A 25,151-nucleotide genomic window follows, 5' to 3' on the forward strand; every position below is an offset into this window, starting at 1 on the left:
TCGGAAGGATGTTAATCATGAGCGAATCTAATCAGGAGTATATCGTGATCTCAGGTGCGAGGGAAAACAATCTCAAGAACGTATCCTTGCGCATTCCGAAGCGGAAGATATCAATCTTCACCGGGGTATCCGGATCCGGAAAGTCATCGATCGTCTTTGATACGATCGCCGCAGAATCCACGCGATTGCTGAATGAGAACTTCAGCATGTTCGTACGCAGCTTCCTCCCCCGCGTTCCGCAGCCGGATACGGACGCGATCGAGAACCTGAGCATGGCTGTTATTGTGGATCAGAAGCGGCTGGGCGGCGGTTCGCATTCCACGATGGGCACGATTACCGATATCTCTCCCATTCTCCGACTTCTCTTCTCCCGAGTGGGTCAGCCGTATGTTGGACAAGCGCACATGTTCTCGTTTAACGATCCGCAAGGCATGTGTACCGAGTGCAACGGAATCGGTCGCAGGCTGGGCGTCGACATGAGCAAGGCGCTGGACATGTCAAAGTCGTTGAATGAAGGGGCAATAATGCTGCCGGACTATTCGGTGAACGGCTGGGAATGGAACTTGCTCGTGCAATCGGGGGACTTTGATCTCGACAAGAAGCTGAGCGATTATTCAGATGAGGAACTGGAGCAACTGCTGTACGCCAAGGCAAGGAAAGTTAAGATGGATTTCGCCGGTAAGGCAACGAATATTACAGTGGAAGGCGTTATTGAGAAGTTCTCCAACAAATACATCAAGCAGGATGTGAAGACGAAGTCCGAGCGTACACAAAAAGCTGTTGTGCCGTACATTTCCGAGGGTCCATGCTCCAGCTGCCGCGGTGCGAGACTCAGTCAGGCCGCGCTAAGCTGCAGGATCAATGGACTCAACATTGCGGAAATGTCCTCCATGGAGGTCGGACAACTTATCCGCGTCATTCGGGAGATTGACAATCCTGTTGCCGCGCCGGTCGTCAAATCGCTGTCGGAGCGGCTGCAGCATCTGGTGGATATCGGACTTGACTACTTGACGCTTGACCGTGAGACGGATACACTGTCTGGCGGCGAGTCGCAGCGTGTCAAGATGGTAAAGCATCTGAGCGGCAGTCTGGTGGATGTCACTTACATCTTCGATGAGCCCAGCGTTGGCTTGCACTCCCGTGATGTTCACAGGTTAAATGAACTGCTTGAGAAGCTCCGCGACAAGGGCAATACCGTGATTGTCGTCGAGCATGATCCCGATGTGATCAAATTAGCGGATCATATCGTCGACGTCGGGCCGCACGCCGGCAGCCGCGGCGGAACCATCGTGTATGAAGGAAGCTTCCAAGGTCTGCTGGAGGCAGGTACGCTGACAGGCACCCATTTGAAACGGCCGCTCCAGCTGAAACACGATTGCAGGCAGCCGTCAGGCAAGCTTTCCATCAAGGATGCTACACTGCACAACCTACGGAACGTGAGTGTAGATATTCCAACCGGAGTGCTGACAGTCGTTACGGGTGTTGCCGGCTCGGGCAAGAGTACGTTGATTAACGAAGTATTTCTCAGTAAGCATCCGGATGCGATCGTCATCGATCAATCTGCGGTAGGAGTGTCAACACGCTCGAATCCAGCGACCTACACGGGCATAATGGATGATGTGCGCAAGGCGTTTGCTTCCGCGAACAAGGTTAACCAAGGCTTGTTCAGCTTCAACTCCAAGGGGGCTTGCGAGAACTGCCAAGGGCTGGGTGTTGTGTATACAGACCTTGCATTCCTCGAGAGCGTGAAGCTGCCATGCGAAGTATGCGGAGGTAGACGGTTCAAGGAAGAGGTGCTCGCGTACAAGCTGAACGGCAAGTCAATTGCAGAAGTGCTGGAGATGACTGTGGAGCAGGCATTGGATTATTTTCAGCTAAAAGAGGTTGTGCGCAAGCTCCAGGCGATGAGTGATGTGGGTCTGAACTATATTACACTCGGCCAGCCGCTCAGCACGCTCTCGGGCGGGGAATGCCAGCGCATCAAACTGGCAAGCGAGCTGCATAAGAAGGGCAGCATCTACGTGTTGGACGAGCCGACGACCGGCCTACATATGTCAGATATCGGTCACCTGCTAGAGATCATGAACCGACTCGTGGATGCCGGCAATACGGTGATCGTCGTCGAGCACAACCTCGATGTGATCAGCCAAGCGGATTGGATCATCGATATGGGACCGGACGGAGGGAGCAAGGGCGGCCAAGTGGTATTCGAGGGCACACCTCCGCAGATCATCCATGCGGAGCAGTCGATCACGGGAAGATACTTGATGTAGCCGGCAGAATCGTCAGCCTCGATCCTGTTGTAAAGATAACATATATGCAGTAAAGCCGTTAATCTAAATATTCCGTAAAAGTTAAGAAATGGCCTTTGTAAATAAGGAGCGTCTCTGTATAATGGGTTTGTTCAAGGGTGCGAAACCCAACACCATTAATGAGGCGCTCTTACTCTTTTCAAATCGCATTTAGGTGATCAAAAGGCTGAGATTATCGCGGGTATGTGCATGCACGATAATTCTGATTGCAGCCACATTGAGGGTAATAACACAGTCTAAGCCTACGTAGCTTCTCGGCTTGCAGATTATATCAAGATGGAGTGATAATACAAATGAAAATCACATTACAAACCACTTTGTGTGAACAATTCCAAATTCGTTATCCGCTCTTTCTCGCTGGAATGGCAGGTGGGCCCTCCACGCCCGAACTAACGGCAGCAGTATCCGAGGGGGGCGGGCTTGGAACATTAGGGGCGGCATATATGGAGCCAGAAGCAATCCGTGTGGCTATTCGTCGGATTAGAGAACTCACCGCAGCGCCTTTTGCAGTCAATTTATTTGTTACTCGAGATGGTGATGACAACACGCGAATTCAAGAGGTTCAGAGCGAATTGAACAAGATGCGTAATCAACTTAGCATTCCAATCGCATCGGAAAACGAAGTGCATACTCCAAATTGGTTCGAGAAGCAGTTTGCAGTGCTGCTAGAAGAGAGTGTACCCGTCATCAGTACTGCTTTCGGTGTATTACCGGCTCATTTAATGAAAGCTGCAAAGTCGTCTGGACTTAAGGTAATCACAATGGTGACGACTGTCCGAGAAGCTCTGCTTGCGCAAGAATCAGGCTGCGATGCAATAGTCGCTCAGGGTAGCGAAGCTGGAGGCCATCGCGGTACTTTTGCAATTGATATTCACCCGATGGGAGCGAATGTAGGTACAATGGCTCTTATTCCACAAATTGTGGATAGGGTAACGATTCCAGTTATCGCAGCCGGCGGAATTATGGATGGCCGTGGTTTTGCCGCCGCGTTGATACTAGGTGCCCAAGGTGTGCAGATGGGTACACGTTTTTTGACTGCCATAGAATCCGGAACGAATGCCGCATATAGAAATGCCCTACTTGCGAGTAATGAAGAAAGTACTGTGCTTACCAAGGCATTCTCGGGAAGACCAGCTCGTGGAATAAAAAACACCTTTATTCAGAAATGGGAAGAAAGCGGAGTAGCCCCCCTCGCGTTTCCAACACAAAATACAATAACTCGTGATATCCGAAATGCCGCGGGAAAGCAGCAACAGGCGGAATATTTATCATTGTGGTCAGGTCAGGGAACTCGTATGTTGACAGCAGATTATTCAGCCAAGCAAATTGTAGACGAAATCATTACGCAGGCTAGGGTATTAATTGATTAATCAAGACGAATCGAGATATACCGGATTAAAATGACGCCTCTGGTCCATAAATGGACAGAAGGCGTCTTTATTTTTACATGGACTTATGAATATCATCGAAATCGTATTTATCCGGATAGTTTTTCTCTATTTGGAAAAAATAACATCATCGAATTTGTCAATCTGGAGGTGCTTTCATGAGAAGAATTAATAGTGGTAAATTTAAGAAATACGAAAAAATTATGAAAAGCACTAATCAGGAGAACGACAATAACAAAGAGTTTACATCGGATATTGAGCAAAACGAAAAGATTTTAAAAGAAACATTTCAAGATTGTTCTGACTTGGAATACCGAAAGATAGAAAGTAACCATAACCTTCAATGGCTCATTGTTTACATAGATAACTTGATTGATACAAAAATGCTTGATGAGCTTGTAATTAAACCAATACTAACAAGCTTAACAAGGGATATTCCTATGGATGGAGGAGATCTTAAAATTGAGATGTTCTCCATTGGTACCACGAACAGTTCTACAAAAGTATCAGATACCGTTCGTAACGTATTAGAGGGTTATGCCGCCATTCTAATGACAGGCAGCAGCAATGTGATGACGGTTTCAATTCCAGGTTCATCCAAAAGAAGTATTGATGAACCGTTATCCGAGCCGGTTATACGCGGCCCAAGGGACGGCTTCATCGAGCATATTTCAACAAACATAAGTCTGATACGTGCCAGACTCAAGACTTCAAAGTTAAAGGTAGAATATATTACCCTAGGAGAGCTTTCCCAGACCCGAATAGCCATTACATACCTAAAGGGTATTGTACAGGAAACATTACTTGACGAAGTTAGAACAAGATTGAATTCCATACAATTGGACGGTGTACTCGATTCAGGGTATATCGAAGAATTTATTGAGGATCAGCCTTATTCACCATTTCCCCAAGTCCATAGCACAGAACGTCCGGATGTGGTGGCAGCTGAATTGCTCGAAGGAAAGGCAGCCGTTCTTGTTGATAATAGTCCATTTGCCCTTATTGTTCCGACGACGTTCTGGGCAGGTCTTCAAGCAAGTGAAGATTACTATATTCGTTGGCCAATTGCTACTTTTGTTCGATGGATTCGATTCCTCTTTGTCAATTTAGCGATATTTGCTCCTCCGATGTATGTAGCTATTACGACCTACCATCAGGAAATGATACCCACTAATCTTGTGCTGAGTATTGTTGGTTCGAGGGAACCGGTTCCCTTTCCTGCGATGATTGAAGCATTACTAATGGAAATCATATTTGAAGCGCTGCGGGAAGCCGGAAATCGTCTGCCTAAACAGATAGGCCCAACCATAGGTATCGTTGGAGGTTTAGTCATTGGCCAGGCAGCGGTCCAAGCGGGATTAATATCTGCTCCAGTAGTCATTATCGTGTCCATCACTGGAATTTCGGCGTTTACGATTCCTCGATATAGTTTTGGAAATGGGATCCGATTACTTCGTTTTCCAATGTTATTCTTAGCGGGGGTACTGGGCCTCTATGGTATTGTTCTAGGATATCTAGGCATCATTTTACACGTGACCTCCCTTCGTTCCTTCGGAGTACTTTATTTTTCACCAATCTCTCCGTTTAAGTTGACCGCCTTGAAAGATGTTTTTATAAGGATACCCATTTGGATGAAATTTCGCCATTCCACAAAAACCAAATCAAGATGGGGACGGAATTAGCAGCTCTTGAAAGTTAAGGTGGAGGCGTATAGAAGAAGGATTGGGGATTAGAGATGAGAACACTAAAATGTATTATACTTCTCGTATCATTCGTCATCATTTGCGGGTGTTGGGATCGTATGGAAATGAATGATCTTGCATTTGTAACGGGGACTGCCTTAGACCTATCGGACGACGGCAACATTCTATGTTCCCTTCAAATCGCAACGCCATCTACTGAAGGAGGAACGAGCAGCGGAGGGAGAGACAAATTTTTCATTATATCCGCTGAGGGAAAGAGTGGAAATGAAATTCATCAAAAACTACAAAAGAAAAGCTCACGCCATTTGTTCTACTCTCATCGCAGCGTTGTGTTTATTAGTGAACGTTTAGCTAAGCATGGAATTCAAGGTGCATTGGATATCTTTATTCATGATCCAAGAAATCGCTTAAGGACCTATCTCATGGTTGTTAAAGGGGAAGAAGGACAGAATATTTTGCAAATGAATTATCCTTTAAAGCAAGTACCCATCGAAGCGGTGAGGGAAATGGAAATTTCGGGAGATGATCTGGCAGTAACATTACGGGATTTTTTTATTTCATCTAACAGTGAGGGTGTTCATCCCGTAGTAGGGGTAATTGAAACCGATAACCACTCAAAAGATCCACATAAGCAATTATTTAGTTTTGCGGGCGCCGGCGTTTTTAAAGATTTAAAACTATCCGGGTTATTAGACATAAAAGAAACATTGGGGCTGATGTGGGTGACGGACAAGCTGAAGTACGGTCGAATCACTGCAAATTTACCAGAAGGTAATGGGGAAGTTGGGATGATAATAACTCATGCTGACCGCAAAATCATTACGCAGACTGGGCATGATTCTGTACAATTTAAGATTCAATTGAAAGGTCTAGGAAGTTTGGTCGAGAATAATTCAGGTTTGGATATCAACGAACCAAAGAATTTGAAGCTAATAACAAAAGCACTGGAAGATCAAGCCAAGAAACAAGTCCAAGATGTTATATTTAAAATCCAAAAGAAATATAAAGTGGATAGCGTGGGCTTTGGCCAAGAAATTTATAAGCAAAACCCAAAAAAGTGGACAATTTTGAAAAATCAATGGGATACTCGGTTTCCAGAGGCAGATATATCGGTTGAAATTAGCCTGACGATAAATGGAGCCGGAATGGTACATTCTTCTTTCGAATCGCGAGATAAGGAGATCGAAAAATGATCGTACAAATAGTAACTTTTGATATGTTATTGTTAGGTTGGGCTTTCTATAAAATTCAGATGTATATGAATGAAAAACAGCTTAAAGCGGCTGTATTATACAGTTGTTCGATGGGATTATGTATGATTCTAGGCTCTTTATTATTTGCCCATGTTCAAATACCAAGCACAACAGTTCCTGTGAGATTCATTTTTGAGCCTATCGGAAAAGCGATTTTAAAACAATGAAATCTAAACCACTGACTTCCTCCAGCGTCGCTTTATCGTATCAATCATTAGTAGTGTAAGGGGTAAAATGGATTGTGTAAAAAATGCGTAACTCGGAAAAGAATATTTAAGATAAGTATTTAATTCAGTGGAATAAAATGTGAAAATCGTAACCGATCCGATCACTGACAAAATTGTTAAAGGGAATACAAAGTCCTTGTAATTTTTAATGTTAAAAAGTTGGCTTACGCTTAGACATAGAAGAAAGAAAATGAGAGATATTTTTACAAAGCATCCCATAACCCATATAGCCACCCCTAAAGCTTCCAAGCGCTCAAAGCTTCCTATTATACCTACATACCGAACTACGTCTATCACTGGAAAACTCAATTTTTCCGCTAACGGCCCAAAGATCATAATCAGAGGTATAATAGTAATGCAGAGAAGACCAGAGATAAGCGACAATGCGATGAACGAAGCTTTGGTTGCTTTCTTCGGTTGATTCAAATAAGGAAGTAGCCATCCTAAAATAATAACTTGACCAAAGTAAGCGACTGGGAATACGGTCCCCTGAAGGACTGGGACCAATCCTTGACTCAACACAGGACGGAGCCGCTCCGGATCAGATGCTGTTAGCATGAGCAACAAGAGTGGAATCAATAAAGCAAAGATGAGTAAGGAAATATACTCATTACTTCTTGCGATAGATTCGATACCCATATAGGCTGCTATGCCGCATAAGAGTGCCAACGTTAGACTGACAATGATAGCAGGACTTCTCATGAGCAGAAAGGTATTTATAAACTGTATGTGTTGATTAAGAGCGATGAAATCAAAATTAATCCAGTAATAAATAAAATAACATCCTAAGCACTTTGCAGGCCATTTGCCTATGATTTGAGAGCTGTACTGTATAATCGTCAGACCCGGGTAGCGATTCGACAATATGATCATCGCCCAAATCGTTAATGACCCGATCAAGAAAGCAGGAAAAACCGTCATCCATGCATCTTGCTTGGAGATTTTTGACAGCACACCCGGCATGACAAGAATGAGGGTAGGAGCTATAAAGGAAAAAAGTAACAAACATAATTGAGTTCCCGATATTTTTTCAGCGGACTTCATTCGCGTTCTCCTTCAGAACAGATATACACCAATTATTACCTTTCATAACACCTCGTATACTGCATCAAATACCCCTACTGAGTTTACTAAATAGATTGTTTGTATAATAATTGCTGTCGTGGTTACAATACTGGGCGAAACATGTGTTCATTAAAGAAATGTTGTATACTTTATACAATAAACCTACTAAAAATAATTTTTTATTGGAGGAAATATGAAACTTGGCGCGTTCTCTGTAAGTTTAAGTGTAAAAGACATTTACGAATCAAAATTATTTTACGAAAATCTGGGATTTCAAGACTTTGGAGGCGATATTACCCAAAATTGGCTCATTATGAAGAATGAAAGTTGCATAATTGGTCTATTCCAAGGAATGTTTGAAAAGAATATTCTGACCTTTAATCCAGGATGGAATGAAAATGCCGAAAATCTTAATTCGTTTACTGACATTCGAGATATTCAAAAACAGCTTAAAGCAAAAGGAATTAAATTATTATCTGAAGCAGATGAAACAAACGAAGGCCCTGCAAGTTTTACAATTGAAGATCCTGATGGTAATTCCATTCTTATAGATCAACACAGATGAAGCAGAGAATGGAATAGGTAAAAACGAGATACGATAGTTCAATAAAACAGCGGCAGTCTAGGACTTATTTTCACGTCCCAGGCAGCCGCTGTTTCTATTATTAGCTGCTCATTTATAACCCTGACATACAGTTGTCAGGGTTGCCATTGTATGATGAAAACATAAGTAAACAACAAACAAAAACAGGAGGTTGTTGAATGACAAATCATTGTTTGAGATTTTACGACTATCATGTATGGGCAAATAAAATAATTTTTAATCGCTTAAAGGAGCTTCCGCATCACCTATACAAACAAGAAATTCAAAGCGTGTTTTCTTCGGTGTCGAAGGTCATGGCACATATTTACAAGGTTGATTCCGGTTGGCTGGACATCCTGATGGGGAAAAGTATGAATGAAGCTATGGATGCTTCTTTTCAAATCGAGGCGGATGCAGAAGCTAGAAGCCTTGAGGAACTTGAAGCAATGTATGACGAATTGTCCGTGAGATTCAAAGCATGTATTAACGGGCATGCGGATCTTGAGAAAGGGGTTGTCTTAGATAATCCTTATGCTGGAATTTTAAACACCAGATACTCAGAGTTTATTATACAAGTTGTGAATCATGGTACGTACCACCGGGGTAATTTGTCTGCTATGCTTCGTCAACTAGGCCATTCCTCTGTTATGACAGAATATGGACTTTTTATGTACCAGGATGAATCAAATACTAAATTTAAATCGGTTGCCATAACTTGATTTAAAGCATCGTGGAGAATGGGTTAGAGGTTACCTTACTTACACACTTACAAATATTGATATCAAACAATGATATAATGGTACTATTCCATTACAAAAGGGAGATGTTAGATATGTTTAAACACATCGAGGATTTTGCCGCGACTTGGCGGAATGAAACGGCAGCAACATTGCGGACGCTGGAGACGCTCACGGACGAGTCTCTTGGCCAACAGATAACGAGCGATCATCGCACGCTTGGACGTCTTGCATGGCACCTTGTACAGACATTGCACGAAATGCCATCGCGGACTGGATTGTCTTTCGAAGGACCGGGCGAAGATGTGACAGTACCAGCTTCGGCAGCGGACATTGCGGCAGTCTATAAGCGAACCTCGCAAGCATTCCTTGATGCTGTACAGTCCAGTTGGAAGGATGAGAATCTGCTCATCATGAGCGACATGTACGGCGATCAATGGCCGAACGGCTTGACGCTGGATATCCTCATAAAGCATGAGATTCATCATCGCGGTCAAATGACGGTCCTGATGCGTCAGGCCGGCCTTCGTGTTCCGGATCTTTACGGCCCGACGAAAGAGCAGTGGGCAGAGTTTGGTGCACCGGCTCCGGTAATATAAAGTAAGACTATATCCCGATTCGGCGTTTTGGGTGAAAAGCGATAGCGTTAGAAAGCAAAAGAATAACCCGGAAGATTATTCTTCCGGGTTATTCTATATATATAAGTTGAACGACTGAATTCCTAAGTTCAAGTGCTTTCCATTAGAGTTAGCTTTTAATTGCTCCCATCATAATGCCTTTCACAAAATATCGCTGCAGAAACGGATAAATAAATACAATGGGGAGGGTGGCCACCATCGTAACTGCCATCCGGACACTTTCGCCGGATACCGGATTCCGTTTCGAGCTGTTCGCTAGCTGCTCTGCTTCCGATACCATGGCCCCCGTCTGGTACTGATTCAAAATCTTGACCAGGATAGCCTGAAGTGTCTTCAACTCCGGCTTATACGTATAGATATACGAATCGTACCAGGAATTCCAATGCCCGATGCCGATAAATAGTGCGATGGTTGCCAGTACAGGAACACAGAGCGGAAGGACCATCCGGCCAAAAATTTGTAGATCATTCGCCCCGTCTATCTTGGCGGATTCCTCCATCTCCGGCGGCAGCTGCTCGATATATGTGCGAACCAATATCATGAGGAAAACCCCAACCAGACCTGGGAAAATAAACACCCAGAACGAATCGATCAGTCCCAAAGATTTGATGATCATATAGGTGGGGATCAATCCTCCACCGAAATACATAGTGAAGATGAAAAACAGCGTGAATGCTCTCCAGGCAATAAGCTCGCGCTTACTGAGCGAATAGGCCATCATGCTGATGACCAGCACGGAGAGCGGAGTTCCGATGATCGTCCGCAGGACGGTGACCTTCACTGAATTGATCAACTCCGAATTACGGAATATCGATTCGTAACTTTCAAGCGTGAACTGCCTCGGCCATAAATATAATCCCCCACGTACCGAATCGGTGGCATCATTTAAGGACACGACAAGGATATTCCAGAAGGGGTAAAACGTAACGAGAAATATGATAATGAGAAAGAGGTAAATGAACAGATCGAAAAGCTTATCCGAAAGCGAGTGTATTTTTGGCATTGTTCATTAACTCCTTTAAAATAACGATTGGTTGTTTAATTTTTTGGAAGTGAAATTGACGATTACAACCAGAATGAAAGCTACAACGGAATTGAATAAACCAACAGCTGATGCATAAGAGAACATAGAGTTTTGCAATCCGTATCGGAATGAATAGGTTGATAAAACATCGGAATATCCTTGATTCAAGCCGTTGCCGAGTAAATAATGCTGATCAAAGCCTGCGTTAAGTACGCCTCCGAGAGATAGAATGAGAAGAATTACGATTGTCGGTTTCAAATGCGGCAGGGTTACATACAAAATCTGCTTGAACCGCCCGGCACCGTCGACTCGTGCTGCCTCGTATAATTCTAGGTTGATCGAAGAGATTGCTGCGAGATAAATAATCGCGCTGTACCCCATTTCCTTCCATGTGTTTCCGAGCGCCACAATCCACCAGAAATATTTGCCTTCCTGCAGAAAGAAAATGCTTTTATCCGTCAAATGCAGCCACTGCAGCAGTTTGTTGACAATTCCGTCTGAAGAGAGAACCGTAACGATGATATTCGCTGCAATAACCCAAGAAATGAAATGGGGCAGGTATGACACGGTTTGAACCGTTCTTTTGAATACTGCTCCTTTGATCTCATTCAGGGCAATCGCAATGATAATTGGTGCAGGAAAGGATATGACCAGCGTGAGTAAAGTGGATGCCAGTGTATTACGCATAATAATTAAGAAATCACCGTTACTGAAAAAATAATTGAACCAGTCCATGCCAATGAATTCGCTGTGGAATAGATTACCCCAAAAATTCCCAAGCGTAGGTTTGTAATTGACAAATGCCATATACAATCCAGCCATTGGTAAATAGGCGAAGAAGATTGCCCATATGACCGCTGGCGTAAGCAGCAAAAGAAGATACCGCTGCTCTATTAACCGAATTTTGAAACTTTTTTTTGTGACTGTATTTTTCTTGCTTATAACATTGACGGCCGTACTCATGTAAGCACCTCGCTCCTTGGTATTGTACAAAATTATACGAGTCGCTGATCTCTGGTAGCAATATTACAATGTGAAGAAACATGCGGGAAAACGCCTATCATTGTGTGAAAAGAATGTAAGGCACTACTTCGAGAGATATGCCGGTGATATAATGGGGTATATTATTCGGGTTATGGGAGAGATGTAGGTGTTGACTATTTATCTAGTGGAGGACGAATTTATCGAGTTGGATCTGCTCCAGAACCACATCGATTGGGCTAGCATGAACATTAGAGTAGTTGGAGCCGCCAAAAACGGAAAGAAAGCTTGGGAGCAAATTCAGCAATTACAGCCGGATATCGTGCTTACTGATGTGCGAATGCCGATTATGGACGGACTCCAGCTGGCTTCCCTCATTCAAGAACGATTCGATTGGATGAAAATCATATTTTTAAGCGGGCACGATGAATTTATCTATGTAAAGTCAGCACTTCATGCCGGGGCCGTTGGTTATCTTTTGAAGCCGATTAATCAAGTCGAATTACGTGATGTAATAGCTAAAGTCAAGGAAGAGGTGGAGAAAGTCAATTTACTGCGTCGTTCCAAGCAGATCCTGATCGAGAAACGTATCGAGGAACTTTACAAAGCTGCCAACAACGACAGTAACTTAGAACAATCTTGGACAGAGCTCATCCTAATGGATCAGCGGTTTCTTAGCGATCATTATGTAACCGCTTTAATTAGTATCGATAATTATCTTGCATATAAAGAAAGTTCTTCTGCGCAGTTGAAAGAAATGAACGAAATACCAATGATTATCAGTTCGCTGCTGAGCAGCTTTTCGTTGGAAGGAACCACCTTACAGGCCGTTGAACATGAATGGCTGATCACGATCAAATTTAATCAAGGCATGGATTATGAGTTATTTTGGCAGGAACTATCCGACTCCATCCAACGCGAATATAACTGGACGGTGACTATCGGAATTGCTGACACGGAAACCTTGCTGAAGCACGCGCACTCTATGTTAGAGGAGGCGGAGAAAGCGGTGGGGGAACGTTTTTATATCGGACTTGGGAACATTATTCATTCGGGGCAAGTTAAGATTGTGCGCGATGCTGCATTTAACTCCGAAGATGAGATGCTGCTGGGGAGATTAAATTTGTCCGATTTGTCGGGGTTCCTAAGTGGAATTGACCATTATTTCGATACGTTAGTCCGGATGCACGTAAGCAGGGAAAAGGTTTATGAAGTATCGATGGACGTATTGAAAGGGATAGCCAACGTATGCTCGAAATTCGATGATCAGGCAATCAAAGGGATCGGAGATCTTCATGACTGGAAAAGGTCAATCCTGCAAGAAGATTCTATTCGAGGAATCAAAAATATTATTCTGGGGTTGATGGATAGGATCAGACGTTATCTTGAGGATAAACAGCAGGATCGACATATGCTGCTGGTGCAGGAAGTGGTCGATATAATTGACAGCGCTTACTTCGAACCTCTTACGATCGAACATCTGGCGGAAAAGGTGTACATTTCTCCCAATTATTTGAGGGCCTTATTCAAGGAAAAAAAGGGCTGCACCATTCATGAATATCTGACAAAGGTCCGTCTTACCATAGCGGTGGAACTGCTGCGCGACAAATCATTAAAGATTCATGATGTGGCTAGAAAAGTGGGATACGATAACTCGTCTTATTTCAGTTCGTTCTTTTATAAAACGCAAGGAGTCACGCCGAATGAATATCGTAAAAAATTTTTATAGCATCTGCAAAAGAATGCGAATCAACATACGATTGCGAAGCAAATTGTTTATCGTATATCTCCTTGTTACGATACTGCCTATCGCTTTCTTGATCTTCTATTCCTACCATACGATTAAAGAACAGCTAACTCAGCAGGCGGTCGAGAACGTAGGAAGTACGATTGATCAGGTCAATAACAATATTGAGAATAAGCTGGACTTATACGCTCAGAATGCCACATTAATTTACTTGGACACTCAACTCAGGAATTACTTGCTTAACCACTATGAAAAAAATGATATTTCAGTGCTTGACGCGTACGACTATATTAATCAAACGCTGAATAAGATTCTCGCGATGAATCCCAATCTGCAATCAATTACGATTTATACGGATAATCAAACGCTTCATTCGGATGGACTTTTTGTAAAGCATATGGATGAGGTGCCCGCAAAGCTGGTCACGCAATCGTTGCATGCGGCAGGACATATAACCCACTTTTTCCCGACTGACGGAGCTGAGAAGGAGCGAGTGGTGACACTTACGCGTTCACTGAACTATTTGAGCCTGAACTTTCCTTACGGAATTTTGACTATGGAAATATCAGAGAGAGAAATCTTCTCTCTCATCGAGAAAGAGAGCAATAACAAAGCGATTATTGTGGCGGATGAGAAAGGAAATATTATAACGTCAGACGTAAAACATGCGAAGTTCCGAAACACTGCCGAATTGTTAGCCCAAAAGAATGAAAACTCGATCGTCATTGAAAAATCGTTACACAACGGCTGGAAAACGATTGCCATTTTACCTTATGAGGAATTGCTGACGCAGGCTCGAGCAGCCTCTGGTAAAATGCTAACCATCTCTCTCGCATGCGTATTCGCGGCCATTGTCTTGATATTCGGAACCAGTCGGTTGTTGACGAAGCGCTTCGAAATACTGCTTCATCAAATTCGCAAAGTGGAACGCGGGACATTCGATTTAACATTCCCGCCGATGGGGAACGACGAAGTAGGCCAACTGTCTTTTGCTCTAAAGAAGATGGCGATGAAGATAGAAGAATTAATCAATGACGTATACAAGAAGGAGGTTCTGAAGAATGAAGCGGAGATGAACACTCTCCAAGCTCAAATAACGCCGCATTTTCTCTACAATTCACTGGCTTCCATTTCTGCTCTAGCTATTAAACATAATAATGGGCATGTGCATCGGATGGCGGATGATCTGGCTAGGTTTTACCGGATCTCCTTAAACAAAGGTAAAAAAACGATCACCATTGAACAAGAAATCAAGCTTACAGAGCACTATCTTTCTATACAGGAAACCAGATTCCAAGGCTTATTCCGGGTCCATTATTCCTTGGACCAATCGCTATTTCACTTTACAACGTTGAAGTTAATTGTGCAGCCTTTTATTGAAAACTGCATTAATCATGCGATTTGGGATGATGACTGCGGCATTACGATTATCATTAAGCTCTTTTCAGATGGAGAGGATTTGTTGTTATCCGTGATTGATGACGGTATGGGGATGCATCGTGATATTTATGAACGGATGATGGAGAAGACGGAACAGCCTGCGGGCTACGGAATTTATAATGTGGACAAGCGAATCAAGCTGGCATACGGTGAACGGTACGGCGTTGAGGTGTACAGCAGGCTTGGTATAGGCACTTCTGTGCAAATCCGTATTCCGAAGACGACTATCTATTTATGATAGTCGTTTTCCGTCATGTTTAATAACAAAGTTGTATAGAACGAGAACGGTCTGGTGTCTACAATAAAGTCTAAGCAAAGCGGTTCGACGATTGTTGAACTCACTTGCATCCTAATTTCAAGGAGGAACAGATCAGCTATGAGAGAGAAGGGGCATTTCCGATTTACGGGTCTGATTGTTTTATTGATGGCACTGCTTGCAGGCTGCAGCAGCAATGGGGAACCAATAAACGAGGGTAAAGCTACTAACACGCCTGCCGCAGAAGAAGAAGGAGAAGCCGAAGGAAACTCGCCGATCAAATTCACTTTTTTTGACCGTAATGTCGGTGATTCGTTTGATAATGTGGTAGCCCAAAAAATAACCGAGCAGACCGGTGTTTCTTTGGAGATTCAACAGCCGACCGGCAATCCAGCCGAGAAATTAAACCTGATGCTGGCCAGCAACGATCTGCCTGACCTGATGGCGATTTCACGCGGCGATATTCTCGACAAATATATTGCGGCTGGGGCGCTTATCCCGCTCAACGATCTAATTGACCAGTATGGGCCAAACATTAAGGAAATGTATGGCGACATGCTGAACAAGACCCGGCACACGGACGGTAAGAACTATTACCTTGCCAACTGGTATGGGCTGGAGCAGTATCCGGTATTCGGATTTATGATGAGAATGGATGTAATGAGAGAGCTGGGAGCCGGGGATAAAGTGAACAACGGAGAGCCCTTCACCGTTGAAGAGTTTGTCGGACTGCTCAAAAGCTTCAAAGAGAAATATCCGACAATTGACGGCAAACCTTCGATGGCCATGACGTTAAACGGCGAGAACATGGGTGCGATTTCGGGTACGTTCAAAGGCATGTACGGTATTATGCCTTATTATGAAACGGGCAATGAACTGAAAAGCGACGTGAGAGATCCGAAGTATTTGGACATGATCAAATTTATGAATTCCTTGTACACCCAAGGCCTTATCGATCCGGAATGGGCGACGATGAAAACACAGCAATATGAACAAAAGACGGCATCGGGCAGCGTATTTGCGACAACGGATGCCTTTTGGAATCTGGGCAAGCCGAATACGATATTGAAAGAGGAAGCGGCGGATCAATCCAAGAAAGACGAAAGCCAATTTTATCCTTATAAAGTCATTGCACCAGGCGTGGATCCGCAGAAAACGACCTTTGGTCCGAAAAACTCGCTCGGATGGGATGGCATCGGAATTACGACAAAAAATGCCGATCCGGTCCGTGCGATTAAATTCCTTGATTTTCTAGCAAGTGAGGAAGGCCAATATTTGATGATGTGGGGTGTTGAAGGAACGCACTGGGATATGAAGGATGGCAAGCATGTTCCTAGGCCTGAAGTTCTGGATGGCTTTAAAAAGGATTGGGCGGGTTATTCCACGGAAACCGGCATCCGGAAGTGGACCTGGACAATCAAGAATGGTCCGGGATCGGATGGGACGCCATATGACTTAATTGGCCGGTATGAGACGGATGCAGTTGCCAAGCTTGCGATCAAGAATCTAGCAGATTCGTCGTTTGACACGGCTCTTTATGACAACTTGGGTCCAAGCGGCGGTACTCCTGAAGCTATTATGCAAACGAAGGTTGGCGAAACGGTTAATAAGTATTTCCCTAGGATGGTAATGGCACCTTCCGAGGCGGAAGCCGTCAAATTATACGACACGATGATGAAGGAATTGGAAACGGCAGGGCTTGCGAAGCTCGAGAAGATTTATACCGATAATTTCAACAAGCGTAAAGAGCTTTGGAATTAATATCATAGTATGAGGTGACGGAAGTGCCGATAATCGTTCATGAAGACAAGCATCTATTTGAAATTCAAACCGCGCGGACATCTTATGTGTTCGGAGTGAATGAGAAAGGGATTCTCCAGCATTTGTATTGGGGTGAGACGATTGCGGCGCTTGATTGCGCCCATCGTCTCCGCTCAAGGTCCCACAGCTCATTTGATGCAGAAGTGGAACGTGAATGCGAGGAATTTAGCTTCTGGGGCGGAGTTGGATATTCCGAGCCCAGTCTTAAGGTGCAGTTCTCCGATCAAGTCAGAGATCTCAAAACGGTCTTTGAGGGATATCGGATCGAGAAGGACAAGGGTCTGGAATGTCTGATCCTGATTTTAAAGGACGCCTTCTATAATTTGAAAGTGAATCTATATTACCGGATCATCCCTGAACTCGATTTGATCGAACGATACGCCGAAGCCGTCAACACTGGAGAAGACGATATCGTGCTAGAATCCTTCCAATCAGCAGCCTGGACGATGCCTTACATGCCGCAAAGCAGGATGACTCACGTGGCGGGTAGCTGGGCCGGTGAATATCAGCTTAGGGAAACGGTGCTCTCCGAAGGTAAGAAAATCATCGAATCGAGAAGAGGGTTCACGGGGCCTCATGCGAATCCGTGGTTTGCTATGGATGACGGCAGTGCAGCCGAGTCTGTGGGGGAGGTATGGTTCGGCGCCCTAGGTTGGAGCGGTAACTGGAAAATCGTGGCGGAGAAGACGATATTTGAACATGTTCGCGTGACGGGCGGCATTCATGATTTTGACAGCCAGTGGATGCTGAGGCCAGGAGAGTCATTTATGACACCAGTCTTCGTCGGAGGGTACAGCTCGTCAGGCTTCGGTGGGATGAGCCGCACCCTGCACACGTATCAACGGGAGTACATACTTCCTACCGAAGCTAAGCGCAAGGTGTTGTACAATTCCTGGGAAGCGACAACATTTGACGTGCATGCGGGAGAGCAGATCGAGCTGGCGAAGAAAGCTGCCAAGATGGGAGTCGAACGTTTTGTTGTCGATGACGGCTGGTTTGGCAAAAGGAACAGCGACCGAGCCGGGCTTGGAGATTGGGACGTCAATCCGGACAAATTTCCTTCGGGGCTGGACGCGTTAATTCGGGAGGTAAATGACTTAGGGATGGACTTCGGCATTTGGGTTGAACCGGAGTCTGTCAACCCGGACAGCGAGCTTTATCGGAATCATCCTGACTGGGTCTACCATTTTCCTACCAGAACCGGCACACAGCTTCGGAATCAGCTGGTGTTAAACCTAGCTAAGCCCGAGGTGAAACAATATATTATAGACTTTATGACTAGGCTGCTCAGCTCTCATCCTATCGCCTTTATTAAATGGGATATGAACAGGACGATTACCGAGCCGGGGCTGCAGGGATTTCCGCAGGAACAGCAGAGGGAAATTTGGATCCGGCACGTACAAAGCTTATATGACATTTGGGCGGAGCTGCGTGCAAAGTTTCCTAACGTAGAATTTGAAACCTGCGCTGGGGGCGGAGCGAGAATTGATTTTGGAATGCTGCGCTTTGCCGATCAGGCCTGGCCAAGCGACAATACCGACGCATTTGACCGGCTGCGCATTCAAGAGGGCTTCACCTATGTATATAGTCCGCAAATCATGATGTGCTGGGTAACGGACTCCCCGAACGGAATGAACGGACGCAAACTGCCCTTGTCCTTCAGGTTCCACAGCGCAATGACGGGAGCGCTGGGGATCGGAGGAAACTTGAGAGAATGGGCGGATAGCGAGATCGATGAGGCTGCCGTTCATATTACCTCTTATAAGGAAATAAGGCATCTCGTACAGGTGGGCAAGCAGTACCGGCTCTCCTCATTACGCCATTCCAAGCTGGCAGCTGTTCAGTATGTGAATGACGATCATTCCGATAGCGTTGTATTTGTTTTTCTCCATGCTCAGCAGTTCGGTCGTCATTCCCAATTGAAGCTGCAAGGTCTTGCCGGCGGCATGGTATATGATGTTGAGGGACTGTCGAAAGAAACTGTACAGCTGCATGGAAGCACGTTAATGAAAGCAGGTATTCCTCTTAATATGCGAGGCGATTTCGACAGCGTCATGATTCGAATTAAAGCTCGGGAGGGGACACATGAATAAAATGGCATTTAGAAAGGTGATTGCAATCTTATTGGTATTCGTTATGGGGGTTGTTATATTGCCTTACGATAGTTCCGCAAAACAGAAGAAGCTGCAGATTGATCAGAAAAATGGTATTGTGCAGGCCTCGAACGGCCATTATACACTTACTTATAATCTATCTACCGGACAAGGGAACGTCATCTGGGACGATCGGAAGGTTCTGCAAAATTTTCATTCCAATTATAAGCTTGCCGGTAATGATACGAGATTTCGTTCATCCGATCCGGCGGTCCGGACGGCAGAATGGAGTAAAATCGGGGACGATGGCTACGGTCGTGACGGTGTGAAATTGACGATTAACAATGATTTGAATGCGGGCTCCTCGATCGTTACGCATTTCTATCTCTATTCGGATAAGTCTTATTTTTTGACCGATATGAGTGTAGTTAGTCCATCTTCTCAAACTGTGGAAATAATCGAACCGATCTCGTCCTCGTTTCTTGATATCGGATCGGGTACGGACAAACGCATCTTCACTACTCCTTATTCGAATAACTTTGATTTCGGGGTAGCTCCTGTAGATGATTTTGGCAACAGTCAGAACGGTGCCGACAGATTCGAAGGCGAGCAGTTGAAATGGGAGCCATTTAACGGTATCAGCCACTGGGTTGCGGCCATGTTCGATAATACGTCCAAGCAAGGTTTCGTGGCGGGCGCAGCAACCGTGAAAAATTGGAAGAGCAGCCAGAGACTTGGCGAAGCGGAACAGGCAAATGGTCCATTAACCTCGTTCAGCCTTTATAATTGGGGTGGTACGCAAAGCGGAGAAACCGTTTCATCTGATCTGTTCTTCATCGGATATTATGGTGATTATCAGACCGGCCTTGAGGAATACGGAAGCGTGTACAATATCGGGGAGCCTCGCTTGGAATGGGATGGCGAGGTGCCTATGGGCTACAACACGTATTACTCGCATTACAACTATGCGACGGCCGAAGCTATGTATCCGCTAGTCGACTATATGGCTGAGCATCTTCAACCGCTCGGTTACGAATATTTTAACTTGGATGGAGGTTTCCAGCCGGTCTCGGATCTGCCTTTTGAAGAGGGTATGCAGGCCTTTGCGGATTATGTTCACGGGAAAGGCTTGAAGGTCGGCGGCTATCAAACGCCGTTCACGATCTATGATGCCTGGCTCGATCTGCCTATTCCGGGAACGGAATATAACCATAGGGATATATCACTAAAGGATGAGAACGGGCAGCTGATCAAAACGTATTTGGGCACCTATGCGATGGATATTACCCATCCAGCAGCCCAAGTTGCGCTGCGCAGCGCCATTCAGAAATATATCGATTGGGGCTTCGATTACCTTAAGCTTGATTTTATTGATATGGGCATGTACGACGGGTTGCGGTACGACCCAGCGGTAAATGGCGTTCAAGCTTATCGAATCGGCATGGGAATCATCCGGGATGCTGTTCTTGCGGCTGATCGCCCGATCTATATTAATGAATCGATAGCGCCTCTGCTGCCTGCAGCGTTTGCTCACGGGAGAAGATCGGCATGCGATACGACGATTGGGGTAGACGGTTATTCCGGCATCGAGCGACAGGCATTCAACACAGCCGCCTCGTGGTGGACGAACGGTACGCTGTATGAATACAATGACGCCGACATGATTATTCCGGAAAACTTTTCTCAAGGTTTCTGGTACAAATACAGTCAAAGTGAAGGCAAGCTGCTGGCAACGACTGTTGCGCTTGGCGGGGGACATTGGCTGGCAGGTGATAACTTCTCATTCCTGTCAGAGGAAAGGATGAGCATCCTTGAGAATAAGAAGCTGCTGGAGCTCGTTCGGAAGGGCAAAGCCGCCAAGCCTGTAGACATGCCGAATGTGTATCATAAAGGGGAGCATTCCCCATCGGTTGTTTATATAACTGATGACGGCGGTGATGTCATTGTCGGACTGTCTAATTGGAATGCAAGTGAAGAGAAGCAAATTACGGTTAACCTCTCCGAGCTTGGATTAAACCCGCATGCCAAGCATACTTTAACTGAGCTATACTCCGGGAAAGTACTGGGCAAGGTGTCCGGAAAGTTTACGCACACGCTCCAGCCGAACGGTACGGCCATTATTCGGATATCAAAGGGCGGACCAGGCAACGACAACGGAACCACACCGGTAAATCTCGCCCTTGGTAAACAAACTGAAGTATCCTCGACCTGGAGCGAAACGGGATATGAAGCGGACAAATTGACGGACGGTCTTTCATCCACGAGATGGAGTGCAGCCGACGGGCAGTTGAACAATCAATGGGCTGAAATCGATTTTGCCCAAGAGACGTCCGTCAACAGAGTTGTCATTAAAGAGCATAAAGGAACTTATTTCCAGATCGCCAATTATGCGTTGCAGTATTGGGACGGCACGAAGTACGTTGACATCACAAAAGGATTTACGGTGGGTGACAATAAAGTCATTAATTTTGAAACCGTATCGACATCAAAAATAAGATTATTAATGAAGACGAATTATCTTATTCCGTCAATTGATGAGATTGAGGCCTATTATGTCGAGGGGAATAGCGGTCCAATTATTGATCAAGACAACAGCAATTCGGATTACGCTAGCTACTCGGACATTCGGGCCAAGGTGCAAAGGATGCAGGTGTTCAAGCTGAACGACAGCACCCTGCCGAAGATCGATCTGTATATTTATGAGAGCTATGTAAATACCGTACCGGCGGACGCTTATTACTTCGATATCGTCGTACTGGATGAGCAGGACAACCCGCAGAATACGATATTCTCCGCGTCGCTCCCGGCCTATAATATCCCGGGGAGCGTGAGTCCATACTCCATCTATCCGAAGCTGAAAAATTTGGATACAAGTAAGAAATACGGAATTATCTTGAAATCGCCAAAATCGGTTATGACCGAATCTACGAATAATAACTACGGGTTCGCCTACAACGATACAAATTCTTATTCGGATGGGTATGAGCGGATCTCACTGGACGGCGGCGAGACATGGACTACGGAAAATAACGGAGAACGCGATTTAATTTTTACCATTTATTCAAGTGGTGAGGGCGAGTAGCTCTCACGGGACAAGGGGCGATCGATAGTAATATCGGTCGCCTTATTTTTTACAGAAAGGGCGGTTTCGAATGATTCAGATTACGATAAGCAGCCATTTAGGCTTTCCTTCCGTTAGCATCCATACGAAATATTATGATATGGCGATGGTGCCGGGTATTGGTGGACGCATCTTGGAGTTTGGGGCGGACGGGATTAACCTGCTCTACCAGAACCAAAGCCTTGCAGGTCATCGCCCTAAGTACGTAGTTGATAACGTGGAGGAAATGAGATCGCAGCGTATGAAAGGTCAACAGCTGCTCTACGGCGGCGAAAAAACATGGCTTGCTCCTCAAGCTGATTGGGGCGACTGCCCTTATGCCGATTTAGATCACGGCGAATATGAGCTAGAAATCCAGCGCAGCGAGGATACGGTTAAGCTGCTCCTTACGAGCCCTGTATGCAGAGAAACACAGTTGCAAATCATTCGGACTATTACATGTTACGGAGACAAACCGCATATGGATATCGAGCAAAAGCTAATCAATCATGGACCTGGTCCTGTTAAAAAGGGCTTATGGCAGGTAACGATGCTAAATCGAGATGGAATCGTGGAAATTCCGGTAGGCGCGACCGTTTATGCGGATCAACCCGTTATGTTGTTAAATGGGGAGAATGCTTCTGCCATTCACGACGCGAAAGGATGGCGAGTGGAGATTAATACCAATTTGCTCTACAAGTTAGGCTTCATGACAGATGCTGGACAGACTACGGCACGGCTTCCGGCGACAAACGGGAAAAGCTATACGCTTATGAAGACTTATTCGGTGAAGCCGGAACAAACATATCCACACAATACGGTTGTTGAGGTGTACAATGCCAGTGATTATCCTTACTATGAGCTGGAAGTACACAGCCCCGTCTATACACTGCAGCCGGGTGAAAGTGCATCGTATACTATCCGATGGGAACTCCAAGCTGGTCAGGAATATGCATCGTAAACCTGAAATTGTGAACATCGGAGCCCCGATGATGCCGATACCGGGGCTTGTTATTTTTTCATTTTTAAAGGTTGTACCATTCATATAAAGAACGATCGTTCAAAAATAATTCTTGACTGATCGTTCTTTATATAGTAAATTGATTTTGGAAGGAGGGAGCAATGAGATGGCCAGGACAAAGGAATTCGATGAAGATGCCGTTCTGCTAAAAGCCATGCTGTTATTTTGGGAACAAGGCTATGAGAAGACATCCGTGCAGGATCTGGTTACCCACATGGGGATTCATAAAGGGAGCCTGTATGATACTTTTGGAGATAAGCAATCCTTGTATGTCACAGCATTGAAACGCTATATTGAAATGTTTGAGCAAGCGGTTAGACGTCCGGTTAAACGTCATATGGCTGATACCCGTTCTGCCAAGAAAGCAATCCGAATGTTGCTTGAAATGGCTGTCCAACAGAAAGAAGAGATACCTGATGGCTGCTTCATGGTGAATACCGCGGTTGAGTTGGCAAAACAGGATTCTGTATCCAGAGATTTGGTTCAAATGGGCTGGGCTACTATAGAACAGTTAATCCGCGACATAATTGAGGAAGGCCAACAATCGGGAGAAATTTCCAAGGCGCTCAACGCGGAATTGCTGTCTCTTTATTTTAATAATGCATTAATAGGACTTCGCGTTATGGTTAAGACTATAACTGACAGGGAAAAATTTCGACAAATTATTGAAATGAATATGTCGGTATTTGAATAAAACGAGTGGGACAACAAAGGGGAAATTGATGGGAAGTGGCTTTCATTACAGGAGGCGACAGTGTTTTTGGCTTGGCATCCGCATAATTAACAGGCCGGAATCAGACCATGTTAAAGACCATGTTAAGCTCGGTGGCAGAGGAGCTTGGCTCCAATGTCCTTGCGATTCAGGCGAACGCAGCTGATCCGGCAGGTTTGGTAATGCAACGGCCGCAGCAGTAGAAACTTTTGGCAAACTTGATTTCGTATACACTAATTCCGGCACTACTTTCAGAAATCGTCGTTGACTGGGCAGCTCCGCTGGGAGTGCCAGTGCCGTCATAAGTGGTTGATATTTTTTATATTTATTTTTGAACGATCGTTCAAGTATTTGTTCGTCCTATCCGGTCGGCAAAGGTGCGGTAACTAGTATGGCTAAAGTATAAAATAATCCAGTATTAAAAGGAGAGTTCCGGAAATGATAAAAATGGAAAAGAAATTGTATACGGCTACTGTAAACGTTCAAGGTGGAAGAGAAGGCAAAGCTGTTTCCAACGATGGCAATCTTAACTTGGACTTGAGATATCCCAAGGAATTAGGGGGTAACGGAGCTGGMACAAATCCAGAGCAACTGTTCGCTGCAGGATTTGCCGCATGCTTTGAAGGTGCGATGGGTAAGATTCTTAGACAAAAGAATATTAAAACGGAAGGTATAACCATTACTTCTAATGTTACGCTTGGCAAAGATGCGAACGATGGTTTTTTACTCGCAATTACTTTGGACATCACGATAAGCGGCGTAGAAACCAGCATGGCTGAGGAAATCGTTGCGGAAGCCCATCTGGTTTGCCCATATGCTAAAGCAACCCGTGGCAATATCGAAGTAGTAACGAACGTAGTTGGTTAATCAGCGCACAAAGAGTATAAAATAATCCAGTATTAAAAGGAGAGTTCCGAAAATGATAAAAATAGAAAAGAAATTGTACACGGCTACTGTAACCGTTCAAGGTGGAAGAGAAGGCAAAGCTGTTTCCAACGATGGCAATCTTAACTTGGACTTGAGATATCCCAAGGAATTAGGGGGTAACGG

General features: G+C 44.9%; 19 protein-coding genes and 1 pseudogene. 17 read left to right on the plus strand and 3 right to left on the minus strand.

All coding sequences use genetic code 11. From position 1 onward, the window contains the following. The first annotated feature begins 17 nt into the window (after positions 1–17). The 5 genes from AC1DLI_RS28530 to AC1DLI_RS28550 all read left to right on the plus strand — a co-directional run bounded on the left by AC1DLI_RS28530 (position 18) and on the right by AC1DLI_RS28550 (position 6,823). A complete protein-coding gene (locus AC1DLI_RS28530) occupies positions 18–2,273 on the plus strand; it encodes an ATP-binding cassette domain-containing protein (RefSeq protein ID WP_477608199.1) in 2,256 nt (751 codons plus the stop codon). Between the two features lie 332 nt (positions 2,274–2,605). Next, on the plus strand, positions 2,606–3,682 hold the full coding sequence (locus tag AC1DLI_RS28535; RefSeq protein WP_477608201.1) for an NAD(P)H-dependent flavin oxidoreductase: 1,077 nt from the start codon (positions 2,606–2,608) through the stop codon (positions 3,680–3,682). A gap of 176 nt (positions 3,683–3,858) precedes the next feature. Then, positions 3,859–5,382, plus strand: coding sequence for a spore germination protein (locus tag AC1DLI_RS28540; protein WP_477608203.1), 1,524 nt, complete (start codon positions 3,859–3,861; stop codon positions 5,380–5,382). Positions 5,383–5,435: 53 nt separating this feature from the next. Beyond that, on the plus strand, positions 5,436–6,596 hold the full coding sequence (locus AC1DLI_RS28545; RefSeq protein ID WP_477608205.1) for a Ger(x)C family spore germination protein: 1,161 nt from the start codon (positions 5,436–5,438) through the stop codon (positions 6,594–6,596). Next, positions 6,593–6,823: a hypothetical protein gene (locus tag AC1DLI_RS28550; protein WP_477608207.1), complete on the plus strand. Its 231-nt coding sequence runs from the start codon at positions 6,593–6,595 to the stop codon at positions 6,821–6,823. The genes AC1DLI_RS28545 and AC1DLI_RS28550 overlap by 4 nt, the downstream gene beginning before the upstream one ends. A gap of 3 nt (positions 6,824–6,826) precedes the next feature. Here AC1DLI_RS28550 and AC1DLI_RS28555 read toward each other — a convergent pair whose 3' ends face one another. Beyond that, entirely contained in the window at positions 6,827–7,927 is a 1,101-nt protein-coding gene (locus AC1DLI_RS28555; protein ID WP_477608209.1) for a GerAB/ArcD/ProY family transporter, read from the minus strand. 214 nt (positions 7,928–8,141) lie between these two features. On the opposite strand from AC1DLI_RS28555, the gene AC1DLI_RS28560 reads away from it, so the two are divergent. The 3 genes from AC1DLI_RS28560 (at position 8,142) to AC1DLI_RS28570 (ending at position 9,867) form a co-directional block, all read left to right on the plus strand. Then, positions 8,142–8,513: a VOC family protein gene (locus AC1DLI_RS28560; protein WP_477608211.1), complete on the plus strand. Its 372-nt coding sequence runs from the start codon at positions 8,142–8,144 to the stop codon at positions 8,511–8,513. A gap of 197 nt (positions 8,514–8,710) precedes the next feature. Continuing rightward, entirely contained in the window at positions 8,711–9,250 is a 540-nt protein-coding gene (locus tag AC1DLI_RS28565) for a DinB family protein (protein ID WP_477608213.1), read from the plus strand. A gap of 113 nt (positions 9,251–9,363) precedes the next feature. Continuing rightward, positions 9,364–9,867: a DinB family protein gene (locus tag AC1DLI_RS28570; RefSeq protein WP_477608215.1), complete on the plus strand. Its 504-nt coding sequence runs from the start codon at positions 9,364–9,366 to the stop codon at positions 9,865–9,867. A 148-nt stretch (positions 9,868–10,015) separates the two neighbouring features. On the opposite strand, the gene AC1DLI_RS28575 is transcribed toward AC1DLI_RS28570, so the two are convergent. Next, on the minus strand, positions 10,016–10,909 hold the full coding sequence (locus AC1DLI_RS28575; RefSeq protein WP_477608217.1) for a carbohydrate ABC transporter permease: 894 nt from the start codon (positions 10,907–10,909) through the stop codon (positions 10,016–10,018). A gap of 15 nt (positions 10,910–10,924) precedes the next feature. Then, positions 10,925–11,893, minus strand: coding sequence for an ABC transporter permease (locus AC1DLI_RS28580; protein WP_477608219.1), 969 nt, complete (start codon positions 11,891–11,893; stop codon positions 10,925–10,927). A gap of 187 nt (positions 11,894–12,080) precedes the next feature. On the opposite strand from AC1DLI_RS28580, the gene AC1DLI_RS28585 reads away from it, so the two are divergent. From AC1DLI_RS28585 to AC1DLI_RS28625, 9 genes and pseudogenes are all read left to right on the plus strand, one after another. Then, positions 12,081–13,640, plus strand: coding sequence for a response regulator transcription factor (locus AC1DLI_RS28585; RefSeq protein WP_477608221.1), 1,560 nt, complete (start codon positions 12,081–12,083; stop codon positions 13,638–13,640). After that, positions 13,615–15,336 (plus strand): cache domain-containing sensor histidine kinase, encoded by a 1,722-nt coding sequence (locus tag AC1DLI_RS28590; protein ID WP_477608223.1) that lies wholly within the window; start codon positions 13,615–13,617, stop codon positions 15,334–15,336. The genes AC1DLI_RS28585 and AC1DLI_RS28590 overlap by 26 nt, the downstream gene beginning before the upstream one ends. 138 nt (positions 15,337–15,474) lie before the next feature. Further along, positions 15,475–17,115: an ABC transporter substrate-binding protein gene (locus AC1DLI_RS28595; RefSeq protein WP_477608225.1), complete on the plus strand. Its 1,641-nt coding sequence runs from the start codon at positions 15,475–15,477 to the stop codon at positions 17,113–17,115. 23 nt (positions 17,116–17,138) lie between these two features. Beyond that, the gene (locus tag AC1DLI_RS28600; protein ID WP_477608227.1) at positions 17,139–19,268 is read left to right on the plus strand and encodes an alpha-galactosidase; all 2,130 of its coding nucleotides are present in this window, start codon (positions 17,139–17,141) and stop codon (positions 19,266–19,268) included. Further along, a complete protein-coding gene (locus tag AC1DLI_RS28605; RefSeq protein ID WP_477608229.1) occupies positions 19,261–22,350 on the plus strand; it encodes a discoidin domain-containing protein in 3,090 nt (1,029 codons plus the stop codon). Before AC1DLI_RS28600 ends, AC1DLI_RS28605 begins: the two co-directional genes overlap by 8 nt. A gap of 70 nt (positions 22,351–22,420) precedes the next feature. Then, on the plus strand, positions 22,421–23,329 hold the full coding sequence (locus tag AC1DLI_RS28610; RefSeq protein ID WP_477608231.1) for a hypothetical protein: 909 nt from the start codon (positions 22,421–22,423) through the stop codon (positions 23,327–23,329). A gap of 166 nt (positions 23,330–23,495) precedes the next feature. Then, a complete protein-coding gene (locus AC1DLI_RS28615) occupies positions 23,496–24,083 on the plus strand; it encodes a TetR/AcrR family transcriptional regulator (protein WP_477608233.1) in 588 nt (195 codons plus the stop codon). A gap of 456 nt (positions 24,084–24,539) precedes the next feature. Then, the gene (locus AC1DLI_RS28620) at positions 24,540–24,968 is read left to right on the plus strand and encodes an organic hydroperoxide resistance protein (protein ID WP_477608235.1); all 429 of its coding nucleotides are present in this window, start codon (positions 24,540–24,542) and stop codon (positions 24,966–24,968) included. A gap of 52 nt (positions 24,969–25,020) precedes the next feature. Continuing rightward, positions 25,021–25,151, plus strand: a pseudogene (locus AC1DLI_RS28625) (Ohr subfamily peroxiredoxin); the annotation flags it as partial.

Source organism: Paenibacillus sp. 01T443 (assembly GCF_056398325.1).

What these genes read in the sequence shown, in the direction of transcription:
- AC1DLI_RS28530 (WP_477608199.1), top strand. Translation starts at nt 18, where the DNA reads ATGAGCGAATCTAATCAGGAGTATATCGTGATCTCAGGTGCGAGGGAA.
- AC1DLI_RS28535 (WP_477608201.1), top strand. Translation starts at nt 2,606, where the DNA reads ATGAAAATCACATTACAAACCACTTTGTGTGAACAATTCCAAATTCGT.
- AC1DLI_RS28540 (WP_477608203.1), top strand. Translation starts at nt 3,859, where the DNA reads ATGAGAAGAATTAATAGTGGTAAATTTAAGAAATACGAAAAAATTATG.
- AC1DLI_RS28545 (WP_477608205.1), top strand. Translation starts at nt 5,436, where the DNA reads ATGAGAACACTAAAATGTATTATACTTCTCGTATCATTCGTCATCATT.
- AC1DLI_RS28550 (WP_477608207.1), top strand. Translation starts at nt 6,593, where the DNA reads ATGATCGTACAAATAGTAACTTTTGATATGTTATTGTTAGGTTGGGCT.
- AC1DLI_RS28555 (WP_477608209.1), bottom strand. Translation starts at nt 7,927, where the DNA reads ATGAAGTCCGCTGAAAAAATATCGGGAACTCAATTATGTTTGTTACTT.
- AC1DLI_RS28560 (WP_477608211.1), top strand. Translation starts at nt 8,142, where the DNA reads ATGAAACTTGGCGCGTTCTCTGTAAGTTTAAGTGTAAAAGACATTTAC.
- AC1DLI_RS28565 (WP_477608213.1), top strand. Translation starts at nt 8,711, where the DNA reads ATGACAAATCATTGTTTGAGATTTTACGACTATCATGTATGGGCAAAT.
- AC1DLI_RS28570 (WP_477608215.1), top strand. Translation starts at nt 9,364, where the DNA reads ATGTTTAAACACATCGAGGATTTTGCCGCGACTTGGCGGAATGAAACG.
- AC1DLI_RS28575 (WP_477608217.1), bottom strand. Translation starts at nt 10,909, where the DNA reads ATGCCAAAAATACACTCGCTTTCGGATAAGCTTTTCGATCTGTTCATT.
- AC1DLI_RS28580 (WP_477608219.1), bottom strand. Translation starts at nt 11,893, where the DNA reads ATGAGTACGGCCGTCAATGTTATAAGCAAGAAAAATACAGTCACAAAA.
- AC1DLI_RS28590 (WP_477608223.1), top strand. Translation starts at nt 13,615, where the DNA reads ATGAATATCGTAAAAAATTTTTATAGCATCTGCAAAAGAATGCGAATC.
- AC1DLI_RS28595 (WP_477608225.1), top strand. Translation starts at nt 15,475, where the DNA reads ATGAGAGAGAAGGGGCATTTCCGATTTACGGGTCTGATTGTTTTATTG.
- AC1DLI_RS28605 (WP_477608229.1), top strand. Translation starts at nt 19,261, where the DNA reads ATGAATAAAATGGCATTTAGAAAGGTGATTGCAATCTTATTGGTATTC.
- AC1DLI_RS28610 (WP_477608231.1), top strand. Translation starts at nt 22,421, where the DNA reads ATGATTCAGATTACGATAAGCAGCCATTTAGGCTTTCCTTCCGTTAGC.
- AC1DLI_RS28615 (WP_477608233.1), top strand. Translation starts at nt 23,496, where the DNA reads ATGGCCAGGACAAAGGAATTCGATGAAGATGCCGTTCTGCTAAAAGCC.